Below are 23,992 nucleotides of genomic sequence, written 5' to 3'. Positions count from 1 at the left end.
GGGGTTGCGGCCGGTGGCTCCAGCAGCCTTGGAGCCGAGGAGGCCGATACCGATGGCGGCGCCGACGGCGGCGAAGGCGACGTGGAGGTTACCGCTGATAGCGGCAAGCATTTCGAGGTTCATGGTGGTATTTCAGTTTGGTGTTTCGCCGGCCCCCACGGTCATTGCCATGGTCAGACCGGGAGAGGGTTCAGTGGGCGTGGTCTTCGTCGTGGTGATCGCCGTGGTCGCAGATCAGCTTGAGGAACACCGCGGTGAGGAGCATGAACACCAGCGCCTGGATCAGGCCGACCAGCAGCTCCATGAAGTAGAAGGGAAGGGGCGGCAGCCAGGCGAGCCACTTGTTGTCGCCGACCACCAGCATCATGTTCTCGAGGATGTTCTCACCCGCGAAGATGTTGCCGTAGAGACGGAAGGAGAGGGCGACCGGGCGGAACAGGATGGAGACGACCTCGAGCACGCCGACGAAGGCGAAGACCACCAGCATCAGCACCGCCATGATGCCGCCGAACTTGCCCTTGGGGGCGAAGATGTGGGCGAAGAAGCCCTTGAGGCCGTTTTCGGTGATGGCCCAGTAGAACCACAGCGCGGCGAAGGTGAAGGCCATCGCGGCGGTCATGTTAAGGTCGGCGTTGCCGCCGCGCAGGAAGGGGCGGAACTTGTCGTGGGGATCGACGCCGGAGCCGCTGAGCTGCCAGCCTAGGGTGCCGACACCAGGGACCAGACCGGCCCAGTTGGTGAAAAGGATCAGGATGAAGATGGTGGCGAAGAACCAGAAGGTGCGCTTCACCAGGTGCTTGCCGAGGATGCCCTCGAGGAAGTTGTAGAGGCTTTCCACCAGCCATTCGACGAAGTTCTGGAGGCCGCTGGGGATCAGCGAGAGCTTCTTGGTGGCCGCCTGGGCGACGAGGATGATGAAGGCGGCGACGATCCAGACCATCAGCATCGAGTTCGTGATAACGAAGGGTCCGAGTTCGAAAATCGCCTCGGCGTGGGCCGGCAGATGGTCGTGGCCACCACCATGGGCGGCGTCCGCGTGGGCAGCATCCGCGGCGAGGGCCGGCAGGGCGCAGCAGAGCCAGGCGAACAAAATGGAGAAAATGGAGCGTTTCGACATGCCGTGGAGCGCTTCGCGAAAGCGCCCGGGGGCTGTATCAAAGGATTTTGTAACGGCGCAAGAGCTATTTGTGAAAAATTTCACAAGCTCGGCGATAGTCTGATATCGTGTGAGTTGTGACTGTTTCAAAGTGCACTGCGGCTGGCGTGGAGCTGGAGCTCTGCACGGGTGCCCGTAACGATTGCATTTTTCCCGATGCCGCAGGCCGCCACGACGCGGAATCCGTGTTGCAGGGACTGGGCGATCAGCTCCTCTGCCGGCAGGCAAAGGCGGCCTCCCGCTTCGACCAGGGAGTAGGCGATCGCGCCGGCACCATGGTAGGTCCGGTAGACCACCTCGGTGCAGGCGAGCCGGTCGGCGTTGCGGAAATCGAAGGAGAAATCGTAGAGCTTGCCCTCGTGACGCATCGCTTCCGCCAGCGTCGCCGCCAGTTGGCCCCGGTCGAGCGGCGGGCGCAGGATCACGAAGGCATCGACCTCGAGCGTCTCGTCGGCCGGCCGGAAGCGGACACCGTCCTTCTTGGATTCGAGGAAGACCAGGGGATCGCGGGCACGGCGGGCGATTCCCGGCGGCATCTCCACCCCGAGGGTGTGTCGCTGGGCCTCGTTGCCGATGAACAACGCGGCGTGCGGCCAGTAGCCCGGGAGGAAGAGGTTGCTCAGCGCATCGTCGTGGCGGGTGACGAACACATCCCCGGGCCGGGCGAGCTTCAGTGCCCGCTCCCGGAGCCCGGCGCCGACCCGCTTCGGCATCCCCGGGGCCTTCACCCCCGGCTGGCGGAGTTCCGCGATCATTCTCCCCGACACCTCGAAGAACCCGAACACCGACTTCTTCCACGCCGATCGGTGGCGCCTCAGAAACGAAAACCATCCGTACTCGGCGCGGCGGACGACAATGTCCCGGCCGCGGTGGCCGAGCCAGGGATGGCCGGACTCGAGAAAGCAGACCACGGCAGCGAATTCATCGCCGCATTCAAGCCCGGCGATCTCGCTACGATGCTTTTCGTAGAAAGCGGTCGCTTCCCGGAACTCCATCAGCCGCAGCGGGTCGGTGGTGGTGCGGAACAGCCTGGCAAAGGTCTTCCGCGGGATGCCGTGAACCGGCGACGGTTCGTCCAGCTTCCGCGCCAGCAAGGGGTGGGCGGCCGCCAGCGACACCAGCTCCCGCGCCTGCTGCAGCAACAGGCAGGCGGCGGCGAAGGCCACCGTGAAGGCCGGCAGGCGGCGCTCCCAGCCCCCGGCAGCAGGGGCGCAGGCGGCCTCCAGCGACGCCAGCGTGGACAGCAGCGCGGCCCTGGTACCGAGGAACCTGGCGTAGCGCGTGCGAACCGATTCGTCCTCGTCGGGGGTGAAGTAACCACGCCCGGATGCATCCCCGAGGAAGGGCACCTCGATGGCGGCACGGGCCGGGCCGGCCGCCCCGAGCACGGCCCGGCACCCGCGCCGGATCCGCGGGTCGTGGTCGCTGTCACTTGTCCCGTTCATCCCCGTGCCAATGGTTCCATCTACGATGCTCATCGTAAAGATCGCGCTGCTCCGGGGTCGGCGGATCGCCGCAAATCCCCGTGGCTCTAGGCGGGAGAAGGAAAATCACTGTTGTATTTTAGCTTGCCAAAGAACGGAGCGAGGCGCAATACCGTCGTCGCCATGAACAAAGCTGAACTCGTCGAAACCATCCAGAAATCCCTCGGCAAGGACGCCACCAAGCGTGCCGCCGAAGACGCACTTGCCGCCGTCCTCGGTGCCATCGAGAAGGGCATCAAGGGCAAGGACAAGAAGGTCCAGATCATTGGCTTCGGCACGTTCGAAGTGAAGAAGCGCGCCGCCCGCCAGGGCCGCAACCCGAAGACCGGCGAAGCGATGAAGATCGCCGCCTCCAAGTCTGTCGGCTTCAAGGCTTCGTCCACGCTGAAGGCAGGTCTTTGATTTGTCTGAGAGCCGGATCTTCTCCGGGACCGGCACTCCGGGATTTCAAAAACCCAAAAATGACGACCCCGGCCGAGCGCCGGGGTCGTTGTTTTAACAAGCTTCGTTCCGCCCGCTGACTGAGAAATGAAACCGCGTCTGACCCTCGCCGAGACCACCCTGCCGGACGGCTCCGTGCTCGGCCTGCACGAACACGACGGCCGCCGCTACCTGCAGCTCAACGGCGACCAGCTCGCCGGACCCGCGACCCGCGCCAGCGAACGCGAGCTCGGCCGGATCGGTTGTGCGCCCTTCCGGCCGGTGAAACAGCCGAAGATCTGGATCGCCGGGCTTTCCCTCGGCGAGGTTCTCGCCGGCGCCATGGAAACACTGCCCCAGAAGCGCGCGACCTTCATGGTGGCCGAGCCTTGGCCGGTGATGAAGGAGTGGCACCGGCGCTTCCTCCCCGACAGCACGTGCCTGGGCGACCCGCGGGTCGAACTGCTCGGCGACGTCGGGCCTGTGGCGTTCCACGGCTTCGAGGAAACCCTCCATGCGGTCCTCGTCCATGCCGACACCGCGCCGGCGGGCGACCATGGCAAACCGCTTCACGAAGACCCCCGCTGGCTGGCTTCCGTTCACGGTGCCCTGCAGCCGGGAGGACTTCTCGGCATCGCCTCCGCCCGGCCGATTCCACAGATCGAGCGCCGCTTGGCCCGCGCAGGGTTCGAGATCGTCCGCCATGAGATCGATTCCAGCCCGAATGCCCGCCGCCCGAAGCGACATTTTCTTTGGCTCGCAAGAAAAGGCAAAATTTCAGACTGACTCCGCTACCACCCCGACCGCCCCCATGAAAGCAACCGCCATCCTCGCCGCTTCCATCGCGGCCGCCCAGGCCGCCGAGATCACGATCGAGCCCCAGCCTTTCCAGATCGAGCGCAGCTTCACCGCCACCCTCCTGCCCACCGCGCCCGAATTGATTTCGGTCGATCCCGAGGCCTGGTCCGACTTCACCATCGAGACCATCGTGCCCCACGGCAACCTGGTGAAGAAGGGCGATGTGCTGGTGAAGTTCGATCGCGAGGCGCTGGACCGGAAGCTCGAGGACTCCCGCAGGGCGGTGGAAAGCCGGGCCTTGTCGCTGGCCAGCCAGGAACTCGGATTCGCCAAATTGCAGGAGGAAACCGCCCTCAAGCTCGACGCCGCTCGCCGGGCGCAGCGCGACGCTGCCGAGGAGCTCGAGTACTTCACCAAGATCGGCCGCAAGGCCCAGGAAGACGACACCGCCAACGATCTCGAGAGCTCCGAGCAGCGGCTCGCCGCCGCCAAGGAGGAGCTCAAGCAGCTCAAGATGATGTATGATGCCGATGATCTCACCGAGCAGACCGAGGAGATCATCTTGAAGCGCCAGGAGTTCGCGGTGAAATCGGCGGAGACCGGCTACCGCCTTTTCGCACTGAGTGCCAAACGGACCCTCGAGGTCGCCTTGCCACGCCGGGCTGAAGCCCTGGAAGCCGCCGCCAAGACCACCGCCATCGAACTCGAGAAGGCCGAGAAGAATCTTCCCCGCGCCTTGGAAACCGCGAAGCTGGAGCTCGATGCCGCGCGCACCGCGGCCGCCCGGGAGAAGGACGAGCTCGCCGACCTTGAGAAGGACGCGGCGCTGATGGAAATCAAGGCCCCTGCCGACGGCGTTTTCTATCACGGCTCGCTCGACGACGGGCGCTGGACCTTGGGTGATCTCGCCAAGGCCCTCGTCAAGAGCGGCAAGGTCCCCATGGTCCGGCCCTTCGCGACGGTGGTTCCAACGGAAGCCGAACTTGCACTGGTCGCCCAGGTCGAGGATGCCACCGCACGCAGCCTGAAGGATGCCCTGAAAGGTTCGATGACCGCCGCCGGGCGCGAGGACATCGCGCTCACCGTCACGGTGCAGGACGTTGCCGGGGTTCCCGCCGGTGACGGCAGGTTCCGGGTTGATCTGCTGCCCGAGTGGCCGGAGGAAGGCAAACTCGAATGGCCCGCCGATCTCGATGTCGCTCCGGGCATGAACTTCCAGTGCCAATTCATCGTTCACCACGAGGATGCCGCCATCACCGTACCGGTGAAGGCGCTGCGTCCCGCCGGCGAGGGCACCTGGACCGTTCAGGTGAAGCAGGCCGATGGCAAGGGGGAAGCCCGCCCGGTTTCACGCGGGCGCATCTCCGGCGACAAGGTCGAGATCCTCGGCGGTCTCGAGAGCGGACAAGTGGTCATCGTACCCGACTAATCCCGTGCACCGGATCCCCATCGTCGTCCTTCTCGCGAGCGTCTCGGCCTTCGCCCAGGAGAAGCCTCAAGCCGAGGTCAATCCTTCGACGGTGGCGAATTCCATCCGCCGCGGGGTTGATTTCCTGGTAGCCGACCAGAACCCGAACGGCTCGTGGGGCAGCGCCACCCGGACGAAGGGGCTGAACATCTATGCCCCGCTTCCCGGAGCGCACCACGCCTTCCGCGCCGGTGCCAGCGGGCTGGCGTTGTCCGGCTTGATCGACAGCGGTGACCAGCGGCCCGAAACGCTCGCGGCCATCGCCAAGGGCGCCGCATGGATGGAAAGCGAGCTTCCCAAACTGAGGCGCGCCGACCAGACCACCACCTACAACGCCTGGGGCCACGCCTACGGGCTGCGCGCCCTTGCCCGCCTGTACCGGATCGCCAAGGACGACGCGGAGAAGGAGAAATGGAAGCGCCTGGCGCAGGAACAGTCCGACCTGGCGAACCGCTACATGGACCTCAACGGCGGCTGGGGCTACCTCGACATCTACGATGGCCTCACCACCCAGAAGCCGACCGGCATCACGACCTGTTTTACGACAGCCACCGTACTTCTCGCCATGCGCGAGGCCCGCGACACGATGGGCATCAAGCTCGACGACCGGATCGTCAAGGCATCCGTCGCCAGCGTCGAGCGGCAGCGCGAACCCGACTTCTCTTACGTCTATTCGCACAGCCACATCTACCGGCCGCGCTCCCCGATCAACCGGCCTGCCGGGTCGCTGGCACGCAGCCAGGCCTGCAACGCCACCTTGCGGGCCTTCGGTGAAACCAAGGTGACCGACGAGGTCATCAACACCTGGGCCGACCGTTTCATCGAACGCGAGGGCTTTCTGAGCATCGGCCGCAAGCGACCGGTGCCCCACGAGACCCATTTCCAGATCTCCGGCTACTTCTACTACTACGGCGTCTTTTACTTCACCGAATCGGTCGAGTTCCTGCCCGCCGCGCAACAGCCGGCGCATGCGGCCAAGCTGGCGAAGCTCATCCTGCACCGCCAGGAGAAGGACGGTTCGTGGTGGGACTATCCGCTCTACGACTATCACCAGCCATATGGCACGGGCTACGCGCTGATGGCCCTGGCGTGGTGCCGCGACCGGCTGCCCAAGGAGTGAGCCCCCGAGAGGAAGTCCATGTCCCTAACGGAGGCTCTTCGGCAGCGCCTTGAAATCCCGGCTGTACTTGCATGCGAAGCAACGGACCCGGCGCGAGTTCGGCATGAAAAGGGCGATCGTGCCGAAAAGGCCAACGGGCAGCAGAAACAGCCCGACCATGGCGACACCTCCACCACTTCCGGGGCCGAAGCTCGCGACCATACCACGGGCGAGCAGGACGAAGACCGCCGGGATCCAGGGCAGCATGGACCACCAGGCCAGCCAGCGGAAGAATCGCCCGAGGCGCCCGGGGCCAACCTTGAGGTTCGCGGCGCAATTGAAACCGTGGCCGCAGTTCGGGCATCGCGATGGAAGATCATCCGGCCAGGGAGTCGATGCGAAAGGATCGTAGGAGCTCATGGGGCGGCAGGTCTGGGAATCCACTGTGAACAATTCGGGAATTCTCCGGGTGCAACCGCTACCGCCACGATGGAAGGACCACCTTGCCGTCAATTGCCCGGCGGTTCTTCCCAAAGTTTCGAGGGCGTGGAATCCCCGCAACCATGCCGTGGAACCGGGATTTTCCACCGTTGTTCACACGCTTAAGATGAAGGGTTTCTTTGTTTCAAAAAAGATCTCTTCTTAGAGCGTGTTAGCAAGTCCATCGCCTTGCCCGGGATTCCCCGCCATTGGCCCGATGGAGCCACGGGTGGCGATACAAAAACGGCGCATCCGGAGGGAATCCAGACGCGCCGTGAAAGGAGAGCTGCCGTAGGGTGGCTCAGACGAGCATCAGGGCGGGTTCCTCGATGAGCTTCTTGACCTCGGCAAGGAAAGCGGCCGCGACGGCTCCATCGACCACACGGTGGTCGCAGCTGACGCCGAGGTTCATGCGCAGGCCGGGAACGATCTGGCCGTTCTTGACGACCGGCTTCTCGATCGCGGCACCCACCGAGACGATGACCGCTTGGGGAGGATTAACGATGGCGTCGAAGCTTTCGATTCCCCAGGCGCCGAGGTTGGACACCGTGATCGTGCCCCCGTCGAATTCGCTCGGTTTGAGCTTCTTGTTCTTGGCGCGTGCCGCGAGGTCCTTCACCTCCTTGGAGATCTGCATCACCGACTTGGTCTCCGCCTGCTGGATCACGGGAGTGACCAGGCCGTCTTCCACCGCGATGGCGACCGACAGGCCGATGTGCTGGAAGTTGACGATGTGGTCGCCGGCGAACGACGCGTTGACCGCAGGAACCGCGACCGAGGCGTTGATGACGGCCTTGAGAACGAAGTCGTTGACCGAATACTTGTTGCCGTGGGTCTTTTCGGCCTGCGCGTTGACCTGCTTGCGGAGCGCCATCAGCGGGCCCGCATCGACTTCAAGGTGGAGATAGAAGTGGGGGATGGTCTGCTTCGAGGCGAGGAGACGGGAGGCGATCACCTTCCGCATCGAGGAAAGCTCCACGCGTTCATCACCTTCCTTGGCGGTCGGGAGAATTGCGGCCGGGGCGGGAGCGGGTGCAGCAGTGCTGGTGCTGCGTGCCTTGGCAGCTGCGGCTAGTCCGGAGGCGGCCGAGGCATCGGCGGACTTGGTGGCGGGTTTGCCGGAAGCGCCTTCGACATCGGCGCGCACGATGCGGCCGGCCGGGCCGCTTCCCGTCAGTGATCCGAGATCGACGCCCTTTTCCGCGGCGATTTTCCGCGCGAGCGGGGAAGCCTTGATGCGTTCCCCGCCGGCTGCGGAGACGGGTGCAGGTGCTGCAGCCTGCGCGGGAGCCGCGGTTTTGGCAGCTTCCGGTTCCTGTGGTTTGGCGGGGGCGGCGGGAGCAGCAGCGGCGTCGCTGCCGTCGCCGTCGAGAACCGCGAGAATGCTGCCAATAGCCGCCTTGTCGCCCTCGGCGACCAGGATTTCGGTGATGGTTCCCTCGTCGAAGGCTTCCATTTCCATGGTGGCCTTGTCGGTTTCGACTTCGGCAAGAATGTCGCCGATTTCGACGCTATCGCCGACTTTTTTGTGCCACTTGATGAGGGTGCCCTCGGTCATGGTGTCCGAGAGCTTAGGCATTTCGATTTGGATGGCCATGGATCTGTGAAAAGGGAGTGAGGCGGAGGGAGATTGGGGAATCAGAAAGGCTTTTCCAGTCTTTTCCCGAGCTTCACCCCTTGGTGACGCGGATGATCTTGTCCCCGGCGACCGTGAAGTTCAGCCGGTCCGGGCGGTGATCCATCGTGGTCGCCCGGGGCGTGCCATCGATCTCGACGACACGCCAAGGGATATTCATCTCGTCGGCGATCCGGGAGGCCTCTTCCAGGCTCTTGCCGAGGTAGGCTTCGGGCATGGACGGGTCGACGGAACGGGGCTGCTCCGGTGTCTCGCCGGGGGTGGAGTTTTCCGGGTTGCAGCAGGCCACCAGCAGGACGGCGAACGACACAGGGAGCCAGGTTTTCATGGTCCAACCCTGTCGCTTCGCTTGGCAGTTGGCGCAAGGGGGGAAAGCAAAACGGAGGCCGTTGAGGGCCTCCGTTCGTGTCAGGAAATGGATGTCTCGTCGATTATTCGATCGAGATCTTCTTCATCGTCGGGATCAGGCCGACATTCGGGCTGCCGCTCGGGCCTTGCATCGAGGCCATCTTGCGGGCGGCTTCGGTGTTGGAACCGCAGCAACCTTCATCGAGGCAATAGAGGCGTACGCAGCTGGGGCAGGGAGTCTTCACCTTCTTGGTCACCGTCTTGTAGCGGGGGACCTTGGTCTCCTTGATTTCGGTCAGGCCGCTCTTGGCATCGACGACGACTTCTTCGCGGACGATGTCATAGCCGCAAAGTTTGCGCTGGTAGGTTTCCTCGGTGTAGCCGGCGGCGCAGGAACGCACGCCGAACATCGAGCAGCAGGAAGAGAGACCCAGGGAAAGGGCGACCAGTGGCAGGATCAGAAGCAGGTTTTTCATGAGAGTGGTGGATTAAAAGAGGCAGCAGCAGGAACTGGAGGCAAGGCACATGGCAACAAGGCCAGCGGCGGCAAGAAGTTTGATCATGATTGGAGAATGCTAGGAATCGTGGTTGCCGTGGCAATGAAAAAGACCGTCGCGATCAGCCCAAAGCCAGGACTTTTTCGACGATACGGCGCGGGTTCGGCAGCTGCTCGTTCTCGATATGCGGCGAGTAGATAGCCGGGGCATCGAGGGTGGTGACCCGCTTGATCGGGGCATCGAGGTAATCGAAGGCGTGTTCCTGGATCAGGTGGGAAACCATCGCGGAGACACCGCCGAAGCCCTTCGACTCGTCGACGAGCAGCACGCGGTTGGTCTTCATGACCGTTTTCAGGATGGCGTCCTGATCGAGCGGGCGGATCGAACGGAGGTCGAGGACTTCCGCGTTGATCCCGTGGTCTTCCTTGAGCGTCTCGGCGGCGGCGAGCGCGTGGATGACCGAGCGCCCGTGGGCGATGATTGAGAGGTCGGAGCCTTCGCGCTTCACTTCGGCCTGGCCGAGGGGAATCGTGAAGTCGCCGTCCGCGGGATCCGGCACTTCGCCGGTCATCCCGTAGAGCAGGGTGTTCTCCATCACGTAGACCGGGTCGTTGTCGCGGATCGCGGTCTTGATCAGGCCCTTGGCATCCGCCGGCGTGGCCGGGGCGCAGACCTTGAGGCCGGGGAAGGCGGCGAAGAGGCCCTCGGGGATGTGGGAGTGGGTGGCACCGACGTTGGTGCCGCCGTTGGCCGGGCCGCGCATCACGATCGGGCAATGGATCAAGCCGCCGGACATGTAGCGGACGCAGGCGGCATTGTTGACGAGCTGGTCGAACGCGACGGAATGGAAGGACCAGAACATCAGTTCCATGACCGGGCGGATGCCGAGCATGGAGGCGCCGATGCCCATGCCGATGAAGCCGGCCTCGGAGATCGGGGTGTCGACGATGCGCTTGTCGCCCCACTTGGCCCAGAGGCCTTCGGTGACCTTGTAGGCGCCGTTGTACTGGGCGACTTCCTCGCCCATGATGACGACGTTCGGATCGCGGGCGAGTTCCTCGTCGAGGCCTTCACGGAGAGCTTCGCGGTATGAGAGCGTGCGGGACATGAAATGATGCGTGCGGGAGCTTGGTGAAATACTAGAGTTACCGTAGTGGGCTCAGTCGTTGAAGAAGTGGCGGCCGATCCTCGAGGCGGGGGTGTCGTTGTCGGACTCCCAGTAGACGTCCTGCATGACCTCCTCGACCGTCGGGGCGGGAGACTCGTCGGCGAACTTGCTGGAGGCCGCGGCCTCGGCCTTGGCCTCCTTGTCGATGGCGTCGGCCTGTTCTTCGGTCAAGACACCTTCGCCGATCAGGCGCTTGCGCCAGAGATGGATGGGATCGTGGTTGGTCTTGTAGTTCTCGATCTCCTCCGGGGTCCGGTACTTCTTGTGGTTTGCGTCGGCGACACTATGGCCGTAGTAGCGGTAGGTGGTGATTTCCAGGATGGAGGGCTTGTGCTCCTTGCGGGCACGCTCCATGGCGATGTGGGTCTTGGCGCGGACCTCGTATACATCGGAGCCGTCGATGACGTCCCATTCCATGTCGTAGGCTTCCGCCCGCTGGGCGAGGCAACCGCGGTAGGCGGACGAGCGCTTCTGCGAGGTACCCATCGAGTAGCCGTTGTTCTCGATGATGTAGACGACCGGAATCTCGAACAGGGCGGCGAGGTTGAGGGACTCGTGGAAAGCACCCTGGTTGACGGCGCCATCACCGAGGTAGCAGAGGGCACAGCCTTCCTTGCCCAGATACTTGAGGCCGTAGCCGAGGCCGAGGCCGAGTGGGGTCTGGCCGCCGACGATGCCGTGGCCGCCCCAGTAGTTCTTGTCGGGAGCGAAGAAATGCATCGAACCGCCCTTGCCCTTCGAGCAACCGGTGGCCTTGCCATACATTTCAGCCATGCACTCGTTCATGCCCATGCCGACGGTCAGCGCGTGGCCGTGGTCGCGGTAGGCGGTGATCGAGTGGTCGTTCTCGCCGCAAAGCGAGAGGGTGCCGACGGCGACGGATTCCTGGCCGATGTAGAGGTGCAGGAAGCCGCCCATCTTGCCGGCCGCGTAGTACTTCAGCGCTTCCTGTTCGAAGCGGCGGATGCGGACCATTTTACGGAACAGCTCGATCTTGTCCTCGGCGCTGAGGGCTTTGTTGATCGGTGAGCCGGCGAAATCGAGACGGGGCGTATCGGCGGTGGCAGACATGGGCGGGGCGGAGATAGGGGATGGGACCGGTTAGGGGCAAGAATTTATCGGGACTGTGCAAGCGCCGGTTTTGTCCGGACTTCGCCCGGCCAGGATCGCTGGGCAAGCAGGAACAGGGCGGTGAAGAGGACATTGGCCGCGGCGAGATTGCGGAGGAATACCCACGACGGCATCGCGTCGGCCGGCCGGCCGCTCCACAGCGATTGCCAGAGGCCGTGGGCGGACTTCGCGTAGAGCGGATCGGCGGCCCAGACCGCGGCATTGGTCACGACATGGAAAAGGAGGGCGGCGATCAAGCCCCCGCCGAGCACGACAGCCGGGGAGGGGGATTTGCGCAGCTTCAGGGCGAGGGCGCCGGTCAGCAGAAGGGCGAGGAAGGCAACGATCACGCCGCCCCCGGCTTCGAAGGGATTGTAGCCTTGAAGGGCACTGGCGAGCGGGTTGCTGACCAGCCAGGCGGCGATCGGAAGGGCCCATGCCTTGGAGCCGCGGAGGAAAATCACACTGCACAGGAACAGCGCGGGCAGCGGCTGGAAGTTCGGCAGCTGGTGGGAAAAGGCGGCTCCGAGGCAGCGGAAGGCGACCAACAGGGCCACCAAAACCAGTGCGGGAATCCAAGGGCGTTGCATGCCCAATCCCTGCCCCATGGCGGGCTTGCGAGCGAGCTGAAAATGCGCGGGCTTGCCAGCGGGAGGCTTGCTGTTGTCTGCTTCCGGCATGGATTGGGAACCGCTCATCGAAGCCGCCTGGCAGGTCCGCGAGCGGGCCCACGCCCCGTACTCGAAGTTCCAGGTCGGGGCTGCACTTTTGGCCGGAGGAAAGGTATTCACCGGCTGCAATGTCGAGAACCTGTCCTATGGCCTGACCAACTGCGCCGAGCGCGTCGCGGTGGGCACGGCGGTGGCGGCGGGGTTGCGGCAGTTCGAGGCCGTGGCCGTGGTGGCGGATACCGCGGTGCCGATCTCACCCTGCGGTGCCTGCCGGCAGGTGCTGGCTGAGTTCGGCGATCCGCTGGTCTGTTTGGCGAACCGGACCGAGAGGCTGGTGTTCCGGCTCTCCGAGCTGCTGCCCCGGGCCTCGGCGGGAATTTTGGACCGACCCTCCTCATGAGCGTGGAATTCGATAAGGAGGGTCTGTCATCGGGTGTCTCGCGCGTGCTCTGGTCCGAGATCGTGGAAGTCGTGGCCTACAAGGACGACCTTTGGAGCTACGATGAAATCTCACTCGGCTTCCGTGCTGCGGGGGGATGGTCCGTTCATGAGAGTGGGCGAGTCTGAGGATCGCTACGCTACGCTGCTCGACGAGTTGCCGCGGCGTTTCCCAGGGATCCGGACCGATTGGTTTGTCGAGGTTGGCTTTCCCGCGTTCGTCACGAATTGGACCACTTTGTGGACGGCAGGCGTCCCTGGGTAGCGTTCCACGTGGAACACAGGACCAGTCTTGCTCCCGCACCTCGGCCCGGCTAGCGTCCCCGCCCTTGCCCATGTTCCGCTATCCAAAGCGCTACGACGTCCTCGTCATCGGTGCCGGCCACGCCGGCGTGGAAGCTGCCCTCGCCGCCGCCCGGCTCGGCGCTCAGGTGGCCGTGCTTACCCAGAATCTGGACACCGTCGGCCAGATGTCATGCAACCCCGCTATCGGGGGCCTGGCGAAAGGGCACATGGTGCGTGAGATCGATGCGCTCGGTGGAGCCATGGGGCTGAACACCGATGCCACCGGCATCCAGTTTCGCATGCTCAATGCCTCCAAGGGTCCCTCGGTCCGCGCTCCCCGGGCGCAGTGCGACAAGAAGGCCTACCAATTCCGGATGAAGTGGCTGCTGGAGTCCACGGAGGGCATCGACCTCCATCAGGGAAACGTCGCCGACATCCTGGTCGAGAACGACGCCGTTACCGGGATCGCCACCTCGCTCGGGATGGAGATCCAGGCTGCCGCGGTCGTTTTGTCTGCCGGAACCTTCATGCGGGGACTGATGCACGTCGGCCTGAAGAACGAGAAGGGCGGACGGATGGGCGATGCCACCTCCACGGTTTCCGGCTCCCTCAAGCGCCTCGGGTTCCACGTGGAACGTTTCAAGACCGGCACGCCCTGCCGCCTCAACGGCCGCTCGCTCGATCTTTCGGTCTGTGAGCGCCAGGAAGGGGACACCCCGCCGCCGCTATTCTCCTACCTCGCTGATACCCTCAGCCGGGAGTCCGACGATCTTTTCACCCTCAATCCGTGGGCTGATCCGACGTTCCACGTGGAACAGATGCCCTGCCACGTGACCTACACCAACGCCGCCACCCACGAGATCATCCGCGGCAACCTCGACCAATCCCCGATGTACTGCGGGGTCATCGAGGGCGTCGGCCCGCGCTATTGCCCGTCGATCGAGGACAAGGTGGTGCGCTTTGCGGAGAAGGATCGCCATCAGGTCTTCCTGGAGCCCGAGGGCCGGCACACCCGCGAGTATTACGTCAACGGCGTCTCCACCTCGCTGCCCTACGAGGTCCAGCTCGCCTTCCTCCGCACCATCCCTGGGCTGGAGAATTGCGAGATCCTCCGGCCCGGCTACGCGGTGGAATACGACTACTGCCCGCCGACCCAGCTGCGCCCGACGCTGGAGACCAAGCAAATCTCCGGCCTCTACTTCGCCGGCCAGATCAACGGCACCTCCGGCTACGAGGAAGCGGCGGGGCAGGGGCTCATCGCCGGGGCGAACGCCGCGCTCAAGGTGGCCGGGAAGCCGGACTTCATCCTGCGCCGCGACCAGGCCTACCTCGGGGTCATGATCGATGACCTGGTGACAAAAGGCTGCACCGAGCCCTACCGCATGTTCACCTCCCGGGCGGAGTTCCGCCTGCTGCTGCGCCAGGACAATGCCGACCAGCGCCTCACCCCGCTAGCCGCCGAGATCGGCCTCGCCGGGGGCGAACGCGTGCGGCGGGCCGCCGAGAAGCAAGCGGCCCTCGGTCAAGCACTCGACTGGGCGCGCAAGACGCTCCACCAGGGCGTCAAGCTCGACCACTGGTTCCGCCGCGGCGAGAACACCGCCGATTTGCTGCCCGAGGAACTCCGGTCCGCGTTCCACGTGGAACTTTGGCCGCTGATCGAGACCGAGCTGAAATACGAGGGCCACCTCAACCGCCAGCAGGTCCAGGTCGAACGGATGGCCCGCCACGAGGACAAACGCATCCCCGCCGACCTCGACTACAGCGCCATCCGCGGGCTGAAGAAGGAGGCGCAGGTGAATTTCGCTCGCATCCGCCCGGAGACCCTCGGCCAAGCCGGCCGCATCTCCGGCATCACCCCCGCCGACGTCGCGGTGCTGGCAGTGTGGATGGAGAAGTTCGGCCGGGTGCCGGCGGGGGAGTCCTGATCTACCTCGATGGGGAACCACGGAATGCACGGAAGGAAGCCCTTTTGGAGGTCCCGGCTGTTCTGGCTCGGCGTGCCGGGGCTGGTGTTCCTGCTGTGGGCTTGGTGGGACTCGGGAGGCGAGCGAGCTTTCTTGCTTTTGGTTGCTCCCTCGGGGGATCTGGCGAATCTCTCCTGTAGCGAAGGCACCGTCGAAGTGAAGGTGATGCCAGAGCGAGAGTCGGTCCTTACCACGAGATGGCGTGCTACAAGCGGTCGCTCGAGATTGACCGAGATAGATTGAAATAACGACCCGTTCGGTCCTCCCAAGCCAAGGGTACCTCGCTTTGATCTTCCGCCTCCCGTTGAGCTCGGTAAGGAAATGAGTGAAGAGATCTCGGCCGAGGACGGTTGGGTTCCCTCTCCCGGCCGATCACTGCCTGAACCTCAAGTGAGCCACGTCACGGCGAAGATCTCCATTTGGTTGATTTTGTTCGGTTACACCTTGATGTGGACTTTTGTCACCGTCTTCTGGCAGCGCCGCAAGGCGCGGATCATCCTGAAGGCGGGAGGCGACGGAGGGGGCGGCAGGTCAGGGATGAGGAAGGTAGGGACGAGCGTCCTCGCTCGTCTTTAATGAAAGGGGAGGGTTGCTTTCTGCTTCCGAGTGGGGCCGGAGGTCGGGAACCGCTCCGGTCGGCCGGGGGCGTCCGACCCTAGCTTTCCATCCTATCCATCCCGGTCCATGCCCCACTCGGCGGGCAAGCGGACGGGCTTGCCGGCGGGCATTTGGACGAGGGCGAGGGCCTGGCGGGCGGTGATGAGGAGGGCGTCGTCGCTTTCGCGGCGGATCTCGAAGGCGCACCAGAAGCGGGCGCGCTGGAGTTCGTCGAGGCGGCCGTGGATGAGGAGGTGGTCGCCGAGGGTGGCGGGGCGCTTGTAGTCGATCTCGGTGCGGACGACGACGGGGAAGAGTTTGGTGTCGGCCATGCCCTTGAGGTTCATGCCCATCAGCGCGGCCAAGCGGGTGCGGCAGGTCTCGATCATCCGGAGGTAGGCGAGGTTGTGGACGACGCCGCCGATGTCGGTGTCGAAGAACATGACTTCCTCGCGGGTGGTGTGGCGGAGCTCTGCGGGCAAAGGCATGGGCGGAGGGTTGTGGATCCGGGGCGGCGAGTCGAGAGTTGGTGTGCCAAGTTGAGAGACGGGGATTCGCCGGTAATTCCGTCTCGCGGGGGATCGTAGGGTCGTTAGAATGTTCACCATGCCGCTGATTGCCCGCGTTTTCCTGCTGATCTCCGCCGCGACCTTGGGGGCGGGCGCCGAGTTCGTGCCACCCGCCGAGGGGCCGGTGCCGTTCCGGCGCGACAAGCTGCCGCTCGACGTCGACACCATGACGTCGCTGTCGCGGCAGGTGGTGATCCTGGCGGGAACGCGGGCCGGGAAGACGCCCGCCGAGCTGAGGTCGGTGGCCCAGATGGCGGCGCTGGCCTTGGCCCTGGACCCGGCCAACCGGGAGGCGCGGGACTTGATCGCACGGATGAAGACGGGCGAGGCCATGGCACCACCCGACGAGAAGCAGCTGGAGCGCGCCCGGGCCCGGTCCTGGCAGGCGAAGGCGTGGCTGGAGATGCCGGAAGCCGGTGCCGACGGTCAGGCCCTGGCCTCGTGCCTGGGAGACGTGTTGGCGGTGGCGGATCCGTATCACCCGGGTGCGGGCGACATGCGCGACGAGGGAGAAAAGGGTGCCTGGAGAGACTGGGTGGCGCTCGAGCCAGCCTTCCAGACCAAGAAGCCGGAAGCTCCGGTCATGAAACCGGAAGAAATTCCCGAAACGGCTCCGGAAATCGAACATAAAGCGCTGGTAGTAAACGAGATGCGAACCTCAATGCCGGCCTGGTTCACCGACAAGACCTCCAGCGAACCGCAGTTCTCCCGCTTGGCGGTTCATCTCAAGGCCAGCGAGGCGGAGCCCGCCGCCAAGGGGATCCAATTCACGGTGGCGGGCGATCTGAAGGGCCGGAACTTCCGCAGCGCCTTCCGCGGTGTGGAGGCGGCCTTGAAGGAACGCCACGGCTCGCTGCCATCCGGATTGCAGATCCAGATCGACTGCGGCGAGAAGACCTACTCGTTCGAGCGCAGCGGGCTTGCCCTCACCGGCACCACGGCGTTGCTGCTGGACGGGGCGATGACCGGCAAGACGCCGGTGGCATCGGCCCTGGCGGTGGTCGGGGCGGACGGCACGCTGGAGTTGCCGGCGCGGTTCTGGCAGTCGCTGCGGGCGTGCTCGGAGTTGCCGGGTGGCATGCGCTTGATCCTGCCCGACGAGGCGGCCGAGTTCCTCAAGGCGCTGGTGGTCCTCGATGACGCGGCGTTCTTCATGGAGAACGAGGTGCTGCTGGCCGGCACCGTGGAAGAAATGCTCGATCTCGCCGCCGCGGAGCCTTCACCCGGCCTCGCGGAGGGGCTGCAGAAATTCGAGGTCATCCAAGAGGTGGGAAAGGACAAGGCGCTTGGCCCTTTCGTCGCGAATTCCTCGACCCAGCAGCGACTGCGGGAGGTCGTGACCGCGATGCCCAACCATGCCTCGGCCCGGATGCTGGCGCTGCAGGGATCGGGGAACCGACCGCGCTTCCTCGACCTGCCGGTGCTGGCGCGGGAAATCCGCTCCGCTCTCGAGCCCGCGGCTTACCTTGTCTCGATGCCACTTCAGAAGATCGAGCCAGCGACCTTGGAGCAGCTGCACGAGACCTGCCGCGGTAAACTCGACGCGCTCGCCGGCTACATCGACATCAGTGACCGGGAGCTCCACAAGGAGGCGGTCGGCGTGGCGGACAGCTTGCGGACCCTGGGCCGACTGCTGCCCAAGAAGGATCCCTTCGACTCGGTGTCCCTGCTTTCCAAGCAAATGAGCACCTACCGGGCGGCGCGGAGCGACTACATCGCGGTCATGCGGAAGCTCAACGAGGCGGCCGGGGATGGTCGCGACTTCCCGCTGCCCAAGATGGTGGACGAGCCGTAGCCGGGGGCCGGCAAAGGTCGGATTTCGCCGGTCGGGAGCGGAGGATTTCCTTGCCAATTCGTCCCGGGCGGGTCCTGTTTCATTTGCACCCCACCCCCTTACATCCCCATGCAGCAAGGCATTCGACGCTTGATTGCGCTTGCGGCCGTGTTTGCGGTCGCGTTCGGCACCGTTTACTTCATCCGCAACGGTTCGCAGGGTTTCTCCCGGCTCCTCAAGGGGATGGGCGATTCGTCGTCGCAGACCTTCCGGCCGGAGCGCTACACCTTTCCGGAACGCCCGCCGCTGGAGCTGGGTGACGTCGAGCTGCTGGCCCGCCTCGACGCCGAGTATGCGAAGCTCACCGAAGCGGTGGTTCCGTCCGTTGTCAGCATCGACACCGAGGGGGTACGCGACGAATTGCGGATCGACGGCTTCTACCGCCAGCGCTTGCGCCGGGTGCCGGTGCAGGGCCAGGGCTCGGGCGTCATCGTCAGCCACGAGGGCCACATCGTGACCAATTTCCACGTGGTCGACGGCAAGGAGAAGATCCGGGTGACGCTGCACAACGGCGACGCCTTCCCCGCCACGCTGATCGGGAAGGACAAGCTGCTCGACATCGCGGTGCTCAAGGTCGAGGGCAACGGCAAGGACTTCCAGCCGCTGAAGTTCGGCGATTCCACCCAGGTGCGCCGCGGGCAGATCGTGTTCGCGATCGGCAACCCCTTCGGCCTCGGCGAGACGATCACCCAGGGGATCATCTCCGCCGTCGAGCGATCGCTCTCTGACACCCAGCGGGACCTTTTCCAGACCGACGCCGCGATCAATCCCGGGAACTCGGGAGGCCCCCTGGTGAGCCTTCAGGGGGAGATCATCGGCATCAACTCGTCCATCTACACGCCCGACAAGCTCAACCCCGGCTTCCAGGGGGTCGGCTTCTCGATCCCGTCGAACGACGTGAAAAGCACGCTGCTTTCGATCCTCGAGCGCGGCCGGCCGATCCGCGGGTATCTGGGCGTCAGCCTGTCGAACCTCGCGCCCGGGCTTGTGACCGGGGTGGGGGCGGGATCCCCCGCGGAGCTGGCGGGACTGAATGTGGGCGACGTGATAGTTTCCTTCGACGGCGAAGCGATCAAAGCCACGGCGCAGCTGATCAATCTCATCCAGGGTACCAAGATCGGCCGCAAGGTGCCGCTCGTCGTGTGGCGCCAGCAGAAGAAGCAGGATATCGAGGCGACGATCGTGGAGAGCCAGGTCGTCGTGCCGGATGAGCTGGTGCCCCAGCAGGGCAAGACCCGGGACAAGCAGGAGGTGCTGCTGGCGATCGGCCTCAATGTCCGCGACCTCACCCCGCAGGAGCGCCTGGTGGTGTCCAACGGCGTGGTGGTGACCCAGATCAATCCGGGCGGTCTCGCGTCCGATCGCTTGCAAGCCGGCGACTTGATCTACGGGATCAACGAGGACCGCATCAACGCCTCCACCGAGTTCTATGAATTCCTGTCGGCTTCGGCGGCGGTGCAGGTGACGACCCTGCATGTCGTGCGCGGCAACCGGAGGATCATCGTTTACCTGCCGACCTTGCCCCGCGAGGAGGAGGCCGAGCCGGAGCAATGACCGGGCGTTCCACGGCGGCAAATCCGCACTTCCGGTGGCTTCGGGGATAAAGCGGTTGCCTGCGCGACGTTGAAGCGTCATCGCTTTCATCCCGACCCGCGGATTTCCCCCCGCCGTCCGGCCCAGGGACTCACCAACGCCGCCATGCAAGAATCCCGCTTCCCGATCTTCTTTATCGCCGGATCCATCGGCCTCGCGGCCGTCGTCGGCAGCCTTTACTACTTCCGCACCGGCAAGGACACCCCGCCGGAGCCGCCGCCCGTCGCGGAGGTCGAGGAAACCCCGGCACCGGAGCCGGAGCCCGAACCGATCCCGGCCACCCAGATGGACACCGTGGTGGACGAGCCGCAGGACCCGGAATCGGCCTTGGCCAATGCCGGCGTCGGACTGGCCGCCGTGGACCCGGCCGATCTGCTGGCCCGGATCGGCGACGCCCTGGAAGCCGGCGATTTCCAACAACTCGGCCAGTTGATCGGCCGCGATGCCCTCGATGAGGCGACCCGCAAGCGCCTGGCGAGCCTCGCGGCCCAGGGGCCGAAACTCCGCCGGCCGAATGCCGTGCAGGAAGTCGGCGAGCTCGAGCTCAACAGCCGCTCCCGCTGGGCCCTCTGGCTGGAAGGCGCCGAGGCCGGCCGCGACCGGATCTTCTTCGACCTCAAGTTCGACACCGGCAAGTGGATGGTCGAGTCGCTGACGCTGCCGCCCGGGCCCGGCGAACCGGTACCCAAGGCGGTGTTGGTCGATTCCCTCGGCATTGCCGATGCCTTCCTCCAGGCGACCCTTCACCAGGAGTTCGAGCTGGCGAAGGAGTTCGTCGATTCGACCACCGTGTCGGACGCCAAGATCGCCGGCCTCTGCATCCTGTTCGAGGAAGGCAACTACCAGCTGCGCCCCAAAAAGCCGCTGCGCGCGATGTTCCAGCGGCCGGACACCGCCGGCTACCTGGCCCGGGTGGTCACCTCGGAGGGCAATGACGCCGCCGAGTTTTCCTTGGTGCTCCAGCAGCCGGAGCAAGCGGGCCACTGGCGGGTCTCCGACATCAATCTCGACAAGCTGCTTGCCGACTACGCCCGCCGCGTGGCCGGGGGAGACGTTTACTACACGCCGCTGGTGAAGAATCCCAAGGGCGGCGACACCCTGGTGCTCTACTTCGACTTCGACGAGGACACGCTCGCCCCGCGGACCCAGCGACAGCTGGCGATCGTCGCCCAGATCCTCAAGACGGACCCCGACAAGCAGCTCACGCTCTCCGGTCACACCGACGCGCTGGGAACGGAGTCTTACAATGAAAAGCTGTCGCGCCGGCGGGCCGGGGTCGTGAAGGACTATTTGGTTGGAACCGGTGTCGCCGAGCACCAGATCGTCACCGTCGCGAAGGGCCAGTCCCAGCCGCGGCGGCCGAATTTCACGGAGTCCGGCGAGGACAATCCCGAAGGCCGTCGCGCCAACCGCCGCGCCGAGATTTACCTCGATTTCGACTGAAGCCGACATGCGTCCGATCCATCCCGCGCCTCTCGTCCTGCTGGTCGCCGTCGGCGGCATGGTTGGCTTCGCGCTGTGGCAGGACCGGCCGCCGCCGGTGTTGCCCATCGAGTCGCTCACCGGCTTCCAGGACGCCGCGGCACCGTTGATGCTGCCGGCCGACGGCAGGCCACGGCACCGCCTGCACGAGTTCACCGCCTGGCAAACCGGGGACATCCCGACTGCGCTGCGTTTCGATCTGCCGATGGGTTCCGAGCACGGTGCCCTGACCTACAATGGCCAGAAATTCTGGGAACAGAACGATCAGCGCGGCGGCCATCACACCGGCGACGACCTGAACGGCATCGGCGGCCTCAACACCGACCTCGGCGATCCGGTTTATGCGGCGGCGGACGGTCTGGTCGTCTACGCCGGCGAACCTTCGCCGGGGTGGGGGAATACCGTGATTCTGGCCCACCGGGATCGCGACGGGCAGATGATCGAGTCGATGTACGCCCACCTCGACAAGATCGCCGTGGCGGTCGACAGCCTGGTTTCACGGGGCAAGAAGATCGGCACCGTCGGCACGGCCGGCGGTCGCTATCCGGCCCACCTCCACTTCGAAATGCGGCGCGGCGACGGCGTCGATATCGGTGCCGGCTACAGTGACCAGCGGCTCAACCGGCTCGATCCCGCGGATACCGTCCGGAGCCTCGCCGGTTCCGCCGCGGATGACCTGTCGCCCGCACCGCTCGCGACGGCGCTTGTTCCCCGGGAAGAGCCGTGGACCTCGCTGGAGATCGAGGGGGCCGAGAAGCTCGGCGACATCCTCGCGAAGTGAGAAAAAGAAGTGCTGCCAGGGAATCCGCGGCAAATCCGGACAAACTACCGTTGCTCCGATCAAGGCCTGGCGGGATTCGCTTGCCGAACCTCCACGGCCCCTGACAGCGGGCGAAGTAAAAGCGCCGCCTCCCGACAGCGCAACGGTTTTGTGCCGCCCGGCCGCTGCTTCTTGACGGCTGGCGGTGCCCGATTCGGTTTGATTCTTGTTAGGGAAGACCTCCTTTGATTCGTTCAGGGCACATCCATGAAATATCTTTCATTTATAGGAGGACTGGGGGGCCAGGAGCTCATCGTCATCTTTTTCGTCCTGCTACCCATGCTGCTTTGCCTGATCGCACTCATCCAGTGTCTCAAGGCGGAGTTCGCCCAGGCGACAGATCGGCTGGTTTGGGTAATCGTTCTACTTTTCCTGCCGATTCTGGGGCCGATCCTTTGGTGGACCATCGGAATCGGCAAGACGATCCGCTGATCCTCAGATCAGCAGCATGCAGTCGCCGTAGCTGTAGAAGCGGTAGCGCTCCCGCACTGCCTCGCGGTAGGCCTCCATCACCAGCTCCTTCCCGGCGAAGGCGCTGACCAGCATGATCAGCGTGCTTTCCGGCAGGTGGAAATTCGTCAGCAATCCACCAATCACGCGGAAGTCGTGGGGCGGGTAGATGAAGATGTCGGTCTCGCCGCGGTGCGCGTTGGCCTCGATCCGGCGGGCGGGATCCCCGTTGAGGCGGCCGAGGTGCTCCAGCACCCGGGTGACCGTGGTCCCCACCGCCACCACCCGGCCGGCGGCATTCACCCGCTCCGCCGTCTCCGGCTTCACCGAGTAGCGTTCGGAATGCATCACGTGTTCCTCCGGCGTGTCCACCTGGACCGGGCGGAAGGTCCCGACGCCGACGTGCAGCGTCAGGAAGTCGTGGGGCAGCTTCTCCAACATTTCCGGCGTGAAGTGCAGACCGGCGGTCGGCGCCGCGATGGCCCCTTCCTCGCGGGCGAACACCGTCTGGTAGCGCTCGCGGTCGGCCAGCTCGTCGTCGCGGCCCATGTAGTGGGGCAGCGCGAGATGACCGTGCCGGTCAAGGTCGACCGGCTGATCCCAGCGCACCAGCCGGTCGCCGTTGTCGAAGACTTCCACGACGGTTCCCGTAGTTCCACCGACGGTCACGCTGCGGCCCTCGCGCATCTTCTTGCCGGGCCGCACCAGGCAGCGCCATTCGACCGGGGACAGCCGGTCGAGGCACAACAGCTCGATCTTGCCGTCGTCGGAGAACAGGCGGGCGGGGATGACGCGGGTGTCGTTCAACACCAGCAGATCGTCCGGCCGCAGGTAGCCGGGGAAGTCACGGAACATCCGGTGCTCGATGGTCCCGGAGTCCCGGTGCACCACCATCATCCGCGATGCCGACCGCTCGTCGAGCGGCCGCGAGGCGATCAGCTCTTCAGGAAGGTCGTAGTGGAAATCGCTCGTCCGCAAACCCATGCCCCGGCTGTAGCCGCGGGTCACGCCTGCCGCAAGAGTTCCTCCACGCCATCGAGTCTTCCCCAGGTGCGGAACAGGGTCCGTTTGCCGGTCCGGTCGTCCCGTTCGGTGGCGAGCAGCAGGCGGGTGCCATTCTTTTCGACGTCCCACGGGTCGCTGGCGCCGGCGGGTTGCCAGCCTTCGGACAGCAGGGTTGCGAGGAAGTCGTCGCGGGTCTTTCCCTCCTCCGACCAGACCGAGAATTCGCGGTCCGGCGGGGGAGTCGCCGGCAGCGCGGTTCCGGTGCCGGGGTCGCGCCACTTGCCGCAGCGGAACCACGAGCGGAGCCGGGGCTGCAGCCAGCCGAGCAGCGCCAGGCGGGCGCGGGCAGAGGCCGTGTCGTGGCGGGGATCAAGCGGGCGCAGCGGCTGCATCCGGTCGACCACCCCCTGGTAATCGGCCTGGCCCATGGCGCCGTGATAAATCACGGATCCCTCCACCGCGCGGACCGGTCCGCCGGCGTAGATGAAGCCCTTCCATTTCGCGTCGCCCGATGCGGTGAAGCGGTCCGGATGCTTGGCGATCAACAGCGCCTCCGCCTTGCCGTAGCCGATCTGTTGCTTCAGGTAGCCGCGCAGCGACGGCCGGCGGTGATGCCA

The 23,992-nt window shown here is 65.1% G+C and carries 24 protein-coding genes, 1 other RNA gene and 1 pseudogene; 12 read left to right on the top strand and 14 right to left on the bottom strand.

Annotation, left to right across the window (positions count from 1 at the left end; translation table 11 throughout):
- From IG178_RS26190 to IG178_RS11630, 3 genes are all read right to left on the bottom strand, one after another.
- A partial coding sequence (locus IG178_RS26190) for an ATP synthase subunit C-like protein (RefSeq protein WP_498049449.1) occupies window positions 1–111 on the bottom strand: 111 nt, incomplete at its 3' end.
- Between the two features lie 79 nt (window positions 112–190).
- The gene (gene atpB, locus IG178_RS11635) at window positions 191–1,117 is read right to left on the bottom strand and encodes a F0F1 ATP synthase subunit A (RefSeq protein WP_193212722.1); all 927 of its coding nucleotides are present in this window, start codon (window positions 1,115–1,117) and stop codon (window positions 191–193) included.
- Window positions 1,118–1,242: 125 nt separating this feature from the next.
- The gene (locus IG178_RS11630; protein WP_193212721.1) at window positions 1,243–2,601 is read right to left on the bottom strand and encodes a YiiX/YebB-like N1pC/P60 family cysteine hydrolase; all 1,359 of its coding nucleotides are present in this window, start codon (window positions 2,599–2,601) and stop codon (window positions 1,243–1,245) included.
- Between the two features lie 162 nt (window positions 2,602–2,763).
- On the opposite strand from IG178_RS11630, the gene IG178_RS11625 reads away from it, so the two are divergent.
- From IG178_RS11625 to IG178_RS11610, 4 genes are all read left to right on the top strand, one after another.
- Window positions 2,764–3,042 (top strand): HU family DNA-binding protein, encoded by a 279-nt coding sequence (locus IG178_RS11625; protein WP_193212720.1) that lies wholly within the window; start codon window positions 2,764–2,766, stop codon window positions 3,040–3,042.
- Between the two features lie 126 nt (window positions 3,043–3,168).
- Window positions 3,169–3,846, top strand: a complete 678-nt coding sequence (locus IG178_RS11620) for a hypothetical protein (protein WP_193212719.1) — start codon at window positions 3,169–3,171, stop codon at window positions 3,844–3,846.
- Between the two features lie 25 nt (window positions 3,847–3,871).
- Window positions 3,872–5,287, top strand: coding sequence for a permuted SH3 domain-containing protein (locus IG178_RS11615; protein ID WP_193212718.1), 1,416 nt, complete (start codon window positions 3,872–3,874; stop codon window positions 5,285–5,287).
- Window positions 5,288–5,291: 4 nt separating this feature from the next.
- A complete protein-coding gene (locus IG178_RS11610; RefSeq protein WP_193212717.1) occupies window positions 5,292–6,446 on the top strand; it encodes a prenyltransferase/squalene oxidase repeat-containing protein in 1,155 nt (384 codons plus the stop codon).
- Window positions 6,447–6,470: 24 nt separating this feature from the next.
- On the opposite strand, the gene IG178_RS11605 is transcribed toward IG178_RS11610, so the two are convergent.
- The 7 genes from IG178_RS11605 to IG178_RS11575 form a co-directional block, all read right to left on the bottom strand.
- Window positions 6,471–6,845: a hypothetical protein gene (locus IG178_RS11605; RefSeq protein WP_193212716.1), complete on the bottom strand. Its 375-nt coding sequence runs from the start codon at window positions 6,843–6,845 to the stop codon at window positions 6,471–6,473.
- Window positions 6,846–7,206: 361 nt separating this feature from the next.
- Complete coding sequence (locus tag IG178_RS11600; RefSeq protein WP_226895343.1) at window positions 7,207–8,484, bottom strand: dihydrolipoamide acetyltransferase family protein; 1,278 nt, start codon at window positions 8,482–8,484, stop codon at window positions 7,207–7,209.
- Between the two features lie 91 nt (window positions 8,485–8,575).
- Window positions 8,576–8,869 carry a hypothetical protein gene (locus IG178_RS11595; protein WP_193212714.1) on the bottom strand — a complete coding sequence of 98 codons (294 nt, stop codon included), beginning with the start codon at window positions 8,867–8,869 and terminating at the stop codon, window positions 8,576–8,578.
- A gap of 103 nt (window positions 8,870–8,972) precedes the next feature.
- Window positions 8,973–9,365, bottom strand: a complete 393-nt coding sequence (locus tag IG178_RS11590; protein WP_193212713.1) for a hypothetical protein — start codon at window positions 9,363–9,365, stop codon at window positions 8,973–8,975.
- Window positions 9,366–9,507: 142 nt separating this feature from the next.
- Window positions 9,508–10,494, bottom strand: a complete 987-nt coding sequence (locus tag IG178_RS11585) for an alpha-ketoacid dehydrogenase subunit beta (RefSeq protein ID WP_193212712.1) — start codon at window positions 10,492–10,494, stop codon at window positions 9,508–9,510.
- 51 nt (window positions 10,495–10,545) lie between these two features.
- Window positions 10,546–11,625, bottom strand: coding sequence for a pyruvate dehydrogenase (acetyl-transferring) E1 component subunit alpha (gene pdhA / locus IG178_RS11580; protein WP_193212711.1), 1,080 nt, complete (start codon window positions 11,623–11,625; stop codon window positions 10,546–10,548).
- Between the two features lie 44 nt (window positions 11,626–11,669).
- Window positions 11,670–12,254, bottom strand: a complete 585-nt coding sequence (locus IG178_RS11575) for a DUF6580 family putative transport protein (RefSeq protein WP_193212710.1) — start codon at window positions 12,252–12,254, stop codon at window positions 11,670–11,672.
- 88 nt (window positions 12,255–12,342) lie between these two features.
- Between IG178_RS11575 and IG178_RS11570 the strand changes: the two genes are divergently transcribed.
- The 3 genes from IG178_RS11570 (at window position 12,343) to mnmG (ending at window position 14,986) form a co-directional block, all read left to right on the top strand.
- Window positions 12,343–12,735, top strand: coding sequence for a cytidine deaminase (locus IG178_RS11570; RefSeq protein WP_193212709.1), 393 nt, complete (start codon window positions 12,343–12,345; stop codon window positions 12,733–12,735).
- A 2-nt stretch (window positions 12,736–12,737) separates the two neighbouring features.
- Window positions 12,738–12,902 (top strand): hypothetical protein, encoded by a 165-nt coding sequence (locus IG178_RS25515; protein WP_226895342.1) that lies wholly within the window; start codon window positions 12,738–12,740, stop codon window positions 12,900–12,902.
- A 206-nt stretch (window positions 12,903–13,108) separates the two neighbouring features.
- Window positions 13,109–14,986: a tRNA uridine-5-carboxymethylaminomethyl(34) synthesis enzyme MnmG gene (gene mnmG, locus IG178_RS11565; RefSeq protein ID WP_193212708.1), complete on the top strand. Its 1,878-nt coding sequence runs from the start codon at window positions 13,109–13,111 to the stop codon at window positions 14,984–14,986.
- Window positions 14,987–15,693: 707 nt separating this feature from the next.
- Here mnmG and IG178_RS11560 read toward each other — a convergent pair.
- The gene (locus IG178_RS11560; RefSeq protein WP_226895340.1) at window positions 15,694–16,110 is read right to left on the bottom strand and encodes an acyl-CoA thioesterase; all 417 of its coding nucleotides are present in this window, start codon (window positions 16,108–16,110) and stop codon (window positions 15,694–15,696) included.
- Window positions 16,111–16,228: 118 nt separating this feature from the next.
- Between IG178_RS11560 and IG178_RS11555 the strand changes: the two genes are divergently transcribed.
- From IG178_RS11555 to IG178_RS11540, 4 genes are all read left to right on the top strand, one after another.
- Window positions 16,229–17,986, top strand: a complete 1,758-nt coding sequence (locus IG178_RS11555) for a hypothetical protein (RefSeq protein WP_193212707.1) — start codon at window positions 16,229–16,231, stop codon at window positions 17,984–17,986.
- Window positions 17,987–18,094: 108 nt separating this feature from the next.
- Entirely contained in the window at window positions 18,095–19,579 is a 1,485-nt protein-coding gene (locus IG178_RS11550; protein WP_193212706.1) for a trypsin-like peptidase domain-containing protein, read from the top strand.
- Window positions 19,580–19,723: 144 nt separating this feature from the next.
- On the top strand, window positions 19,724–21,061 hold the full coding sequence (locus tag IG178_RS11545) for an OmpA family protein (protein WP_193212705.1): 1,338 nt from the start codon (window positions 19,724–19,726) through the stop codon (window positions 21,059–21,061).
- A gap of 7 nt (window positions 21,062–21,068) precedes the next feature.
- Entirely contained in the window at window positions 21,069–21,881 is an 813-nt protein-coding gene (locus tag IG178_RS11540) for a M23 family metallopeptidase (protein WP_193212704.1), read from the top strand.
- 10 nt (window positions 21,882–21,891) lie between these two features.
- Here the strand turns inward: IG178_RS11540 and ffs are convergent.
- An RNA gene (gene ffs / locus IG178_RS11535) (signal recognition particle sRNA small type) lies at window positions 21,892–21,987 on the bottom strand.
- 140 nt (window positions 21,988–22,127) lie between these two features.
- Between ffs and IG178_RS11530 the strand changes: the two genes are divergently transcribed.
- Window positions 22,128–22,352 carry a PLDc N-terminal domain-containing protein gene (locus tag IG178_RS11530; RefSeq protein ID WP_193212703.1) on the top strand — a complete coding sequence of 75 codons (225 nt, stop codon included), beginning with the start codon at window positions 22,128–22,130 and terminating at the stop codon, window positions 22,350–22,352.
- Between the two features lie 3 nt (window positions 22,353–22,355).
- Here the strand turns inward: IG178_RS11530 and queA are convergent, their stop codons facing one another.
- On the bottom strand, window positions 22,356–23,348 hold the full coding sequence (queA, locus tag IG178_RS11525; protein WP_343225965.1) for a tRNA preQ1(34) S-adenosylmethionine ribosyltransferase-isomerase QueA: 993 nt from the start codon (window positions 23,346–23,348) through the stop codon (window positions 22,356–22,358).
- A gap of 26 nt (window positions 23,349–23,374) precedes the next feature.
- Window positions 23,375–23,992: pseudogene (locus tag IG178_RS11520) on the bottom strand (hypothetical protein); the annotation flags it as partial.

Origin of the sequence: Neoluteolibacter marinus, assembly GCF_014904755.1 — a bacterium.
Taxonomy (GTDB): domain Bacteria; phylum Verrucomicrobiota; class Verrucomicrobiia; order Verrucomicrobiales; family Akkermansiaceae; genus Haloferula; species Haloferula marina.
This window is presented reverse-complemented; position numbering and strand designations above follow the sequence as displayed.

Coding starts and splice junctions, on each gene's coding strand:
- IG178_RS11555 (WP_193212707.1), top strand. CDS start 16,229: ATGCCGCTGATTGCCCGCGTTTTCCTGCTGATCTCCGCCGCGACCTTG.
- IG178_RS11570 (WP_193212709.1), top strand. CDS start 12,343: ATGGATTGGGAACCGCTCATCGAAGCCGCCTGGCAGGTCCGCGAGCGG.
- IG178_RS11625 (WP_193212720.1), top strand. CDS start 2,764: ATGAACAAAGCTGAACTCGTCGAAACCATCCAGAAATCCCTCGGCAAG.
- pdhA (WP_193212711.1), bottom strand. CDS start 11,625: ATGTCTGCCACCGCCGATACGCCCCGTCTCGATTTCGCCGGCTCACCG.
- IG178_RS11615 (WP_193212718.1), top strand. CDS start 3,872: ATGAAAGCAACCGCCATCCTCGCCGCTTCCATCGCGGCCGCCCAGGCC.
- IG178_RS11620 (WP_193212719.1), top strand. CDS start 3,169: ATGAAACCGCGTCTGACCCTCGCCGAGACCACCCTGCCGGACGGCTCC.
- IG178_RS11585 (WP_193212712.1), bottom strand. CDS start 10,494: ATGTCCCGCACGCTCTCATACCGCGAAGCTCTCCGTGAAGGCCTCGAC.
- IG178_RS11560 (WP_226895340.1), bottom strand. CDS start 16,110: ATGCCTTTGCCCGCAGAGCTCCGCCACACCACCCGCGAGGAAGTCATG.
- IG178_RS11575 (WP_193212710.1), bottom strand. CDS start 12,254: ATGCAACGCCCTTGGATTCCCGCACTGGTTTTGGTGGCCCTGTTGGTC.
- IG178_RS11530 (WP_193212703.1), top strand. CDS start 22,128: ATGAAATATCTTTCATTTATAGGAGGACTGGGGGGCCAGGAGCTCATC.
- atpB (WP_193212722.1), bottom strand. CDS start 1,117: ATGTCGAAACGCTCCATTTTCTCCATTTTGTTCGCCTGGCTCTGCTGC.
- IG178_RS11600 (WP_226895343.1), bottom strand. CDS start 8,484: ATGCCTAAGCTCTCGGACACCATGACCGAGGGCACCCTCATCAAGTGG.
- IG178_RS11540 (WP_193212704.1), top strand. CDS start 21,069: ATGCGTCCGATCCATCCCGCGCCTCTCGTCCTGCTGGTCGCCGTCGGC.
- IG178_RS11550 (WP_193212706.1), top strand. CDS start 18,095: ATGCAGCAAGGCATTCGACGCTTGATTGCGCTTGCGGCCGTGTTTGCG.
- mnmG (WP_193212708.1), top strand. CDS start 13,109: ATGTTCCGCTATCCAAAGCGCTACGACGTCCTCGTCATCGGTGCCGGC.
- IG178_RS11605 (WP_193212716.1), bottom strand. CDS start 6,845: ATGAGCTCCTACGATCCTTTCGCATCGACTCCCTGGCCGGATGATCTT.
- IG178_RS11595 (WP_193212714.1), bottom strand. CDS start 8,869: ATGAAAACCTGGCTCCCTGTGTCGTTCGCCGTCCTGCTGGTGGCCTGC.
- IG178_RS11630 (WP_193212721.1), bottom strand. CDS start 2,601: ATGAACGGGACAAGTGACAGCGACCACGACCCGCGGATCCGGCGCGGG.
- IG178_RS11590 (WP_193212713.1), bottom strand. CDS start 9,365: ATGAAAAACCTGCTTCTGATCCTGCCACTGGTCGCCCTTTCCCTGGGT.
- IG178_RS11545 (WP_193212705.1), top strand. CDS start 19,724: ATGCAAGAATCCCGCTTCCCGATCTTCTTTATCGCCGGATCCATCGGC.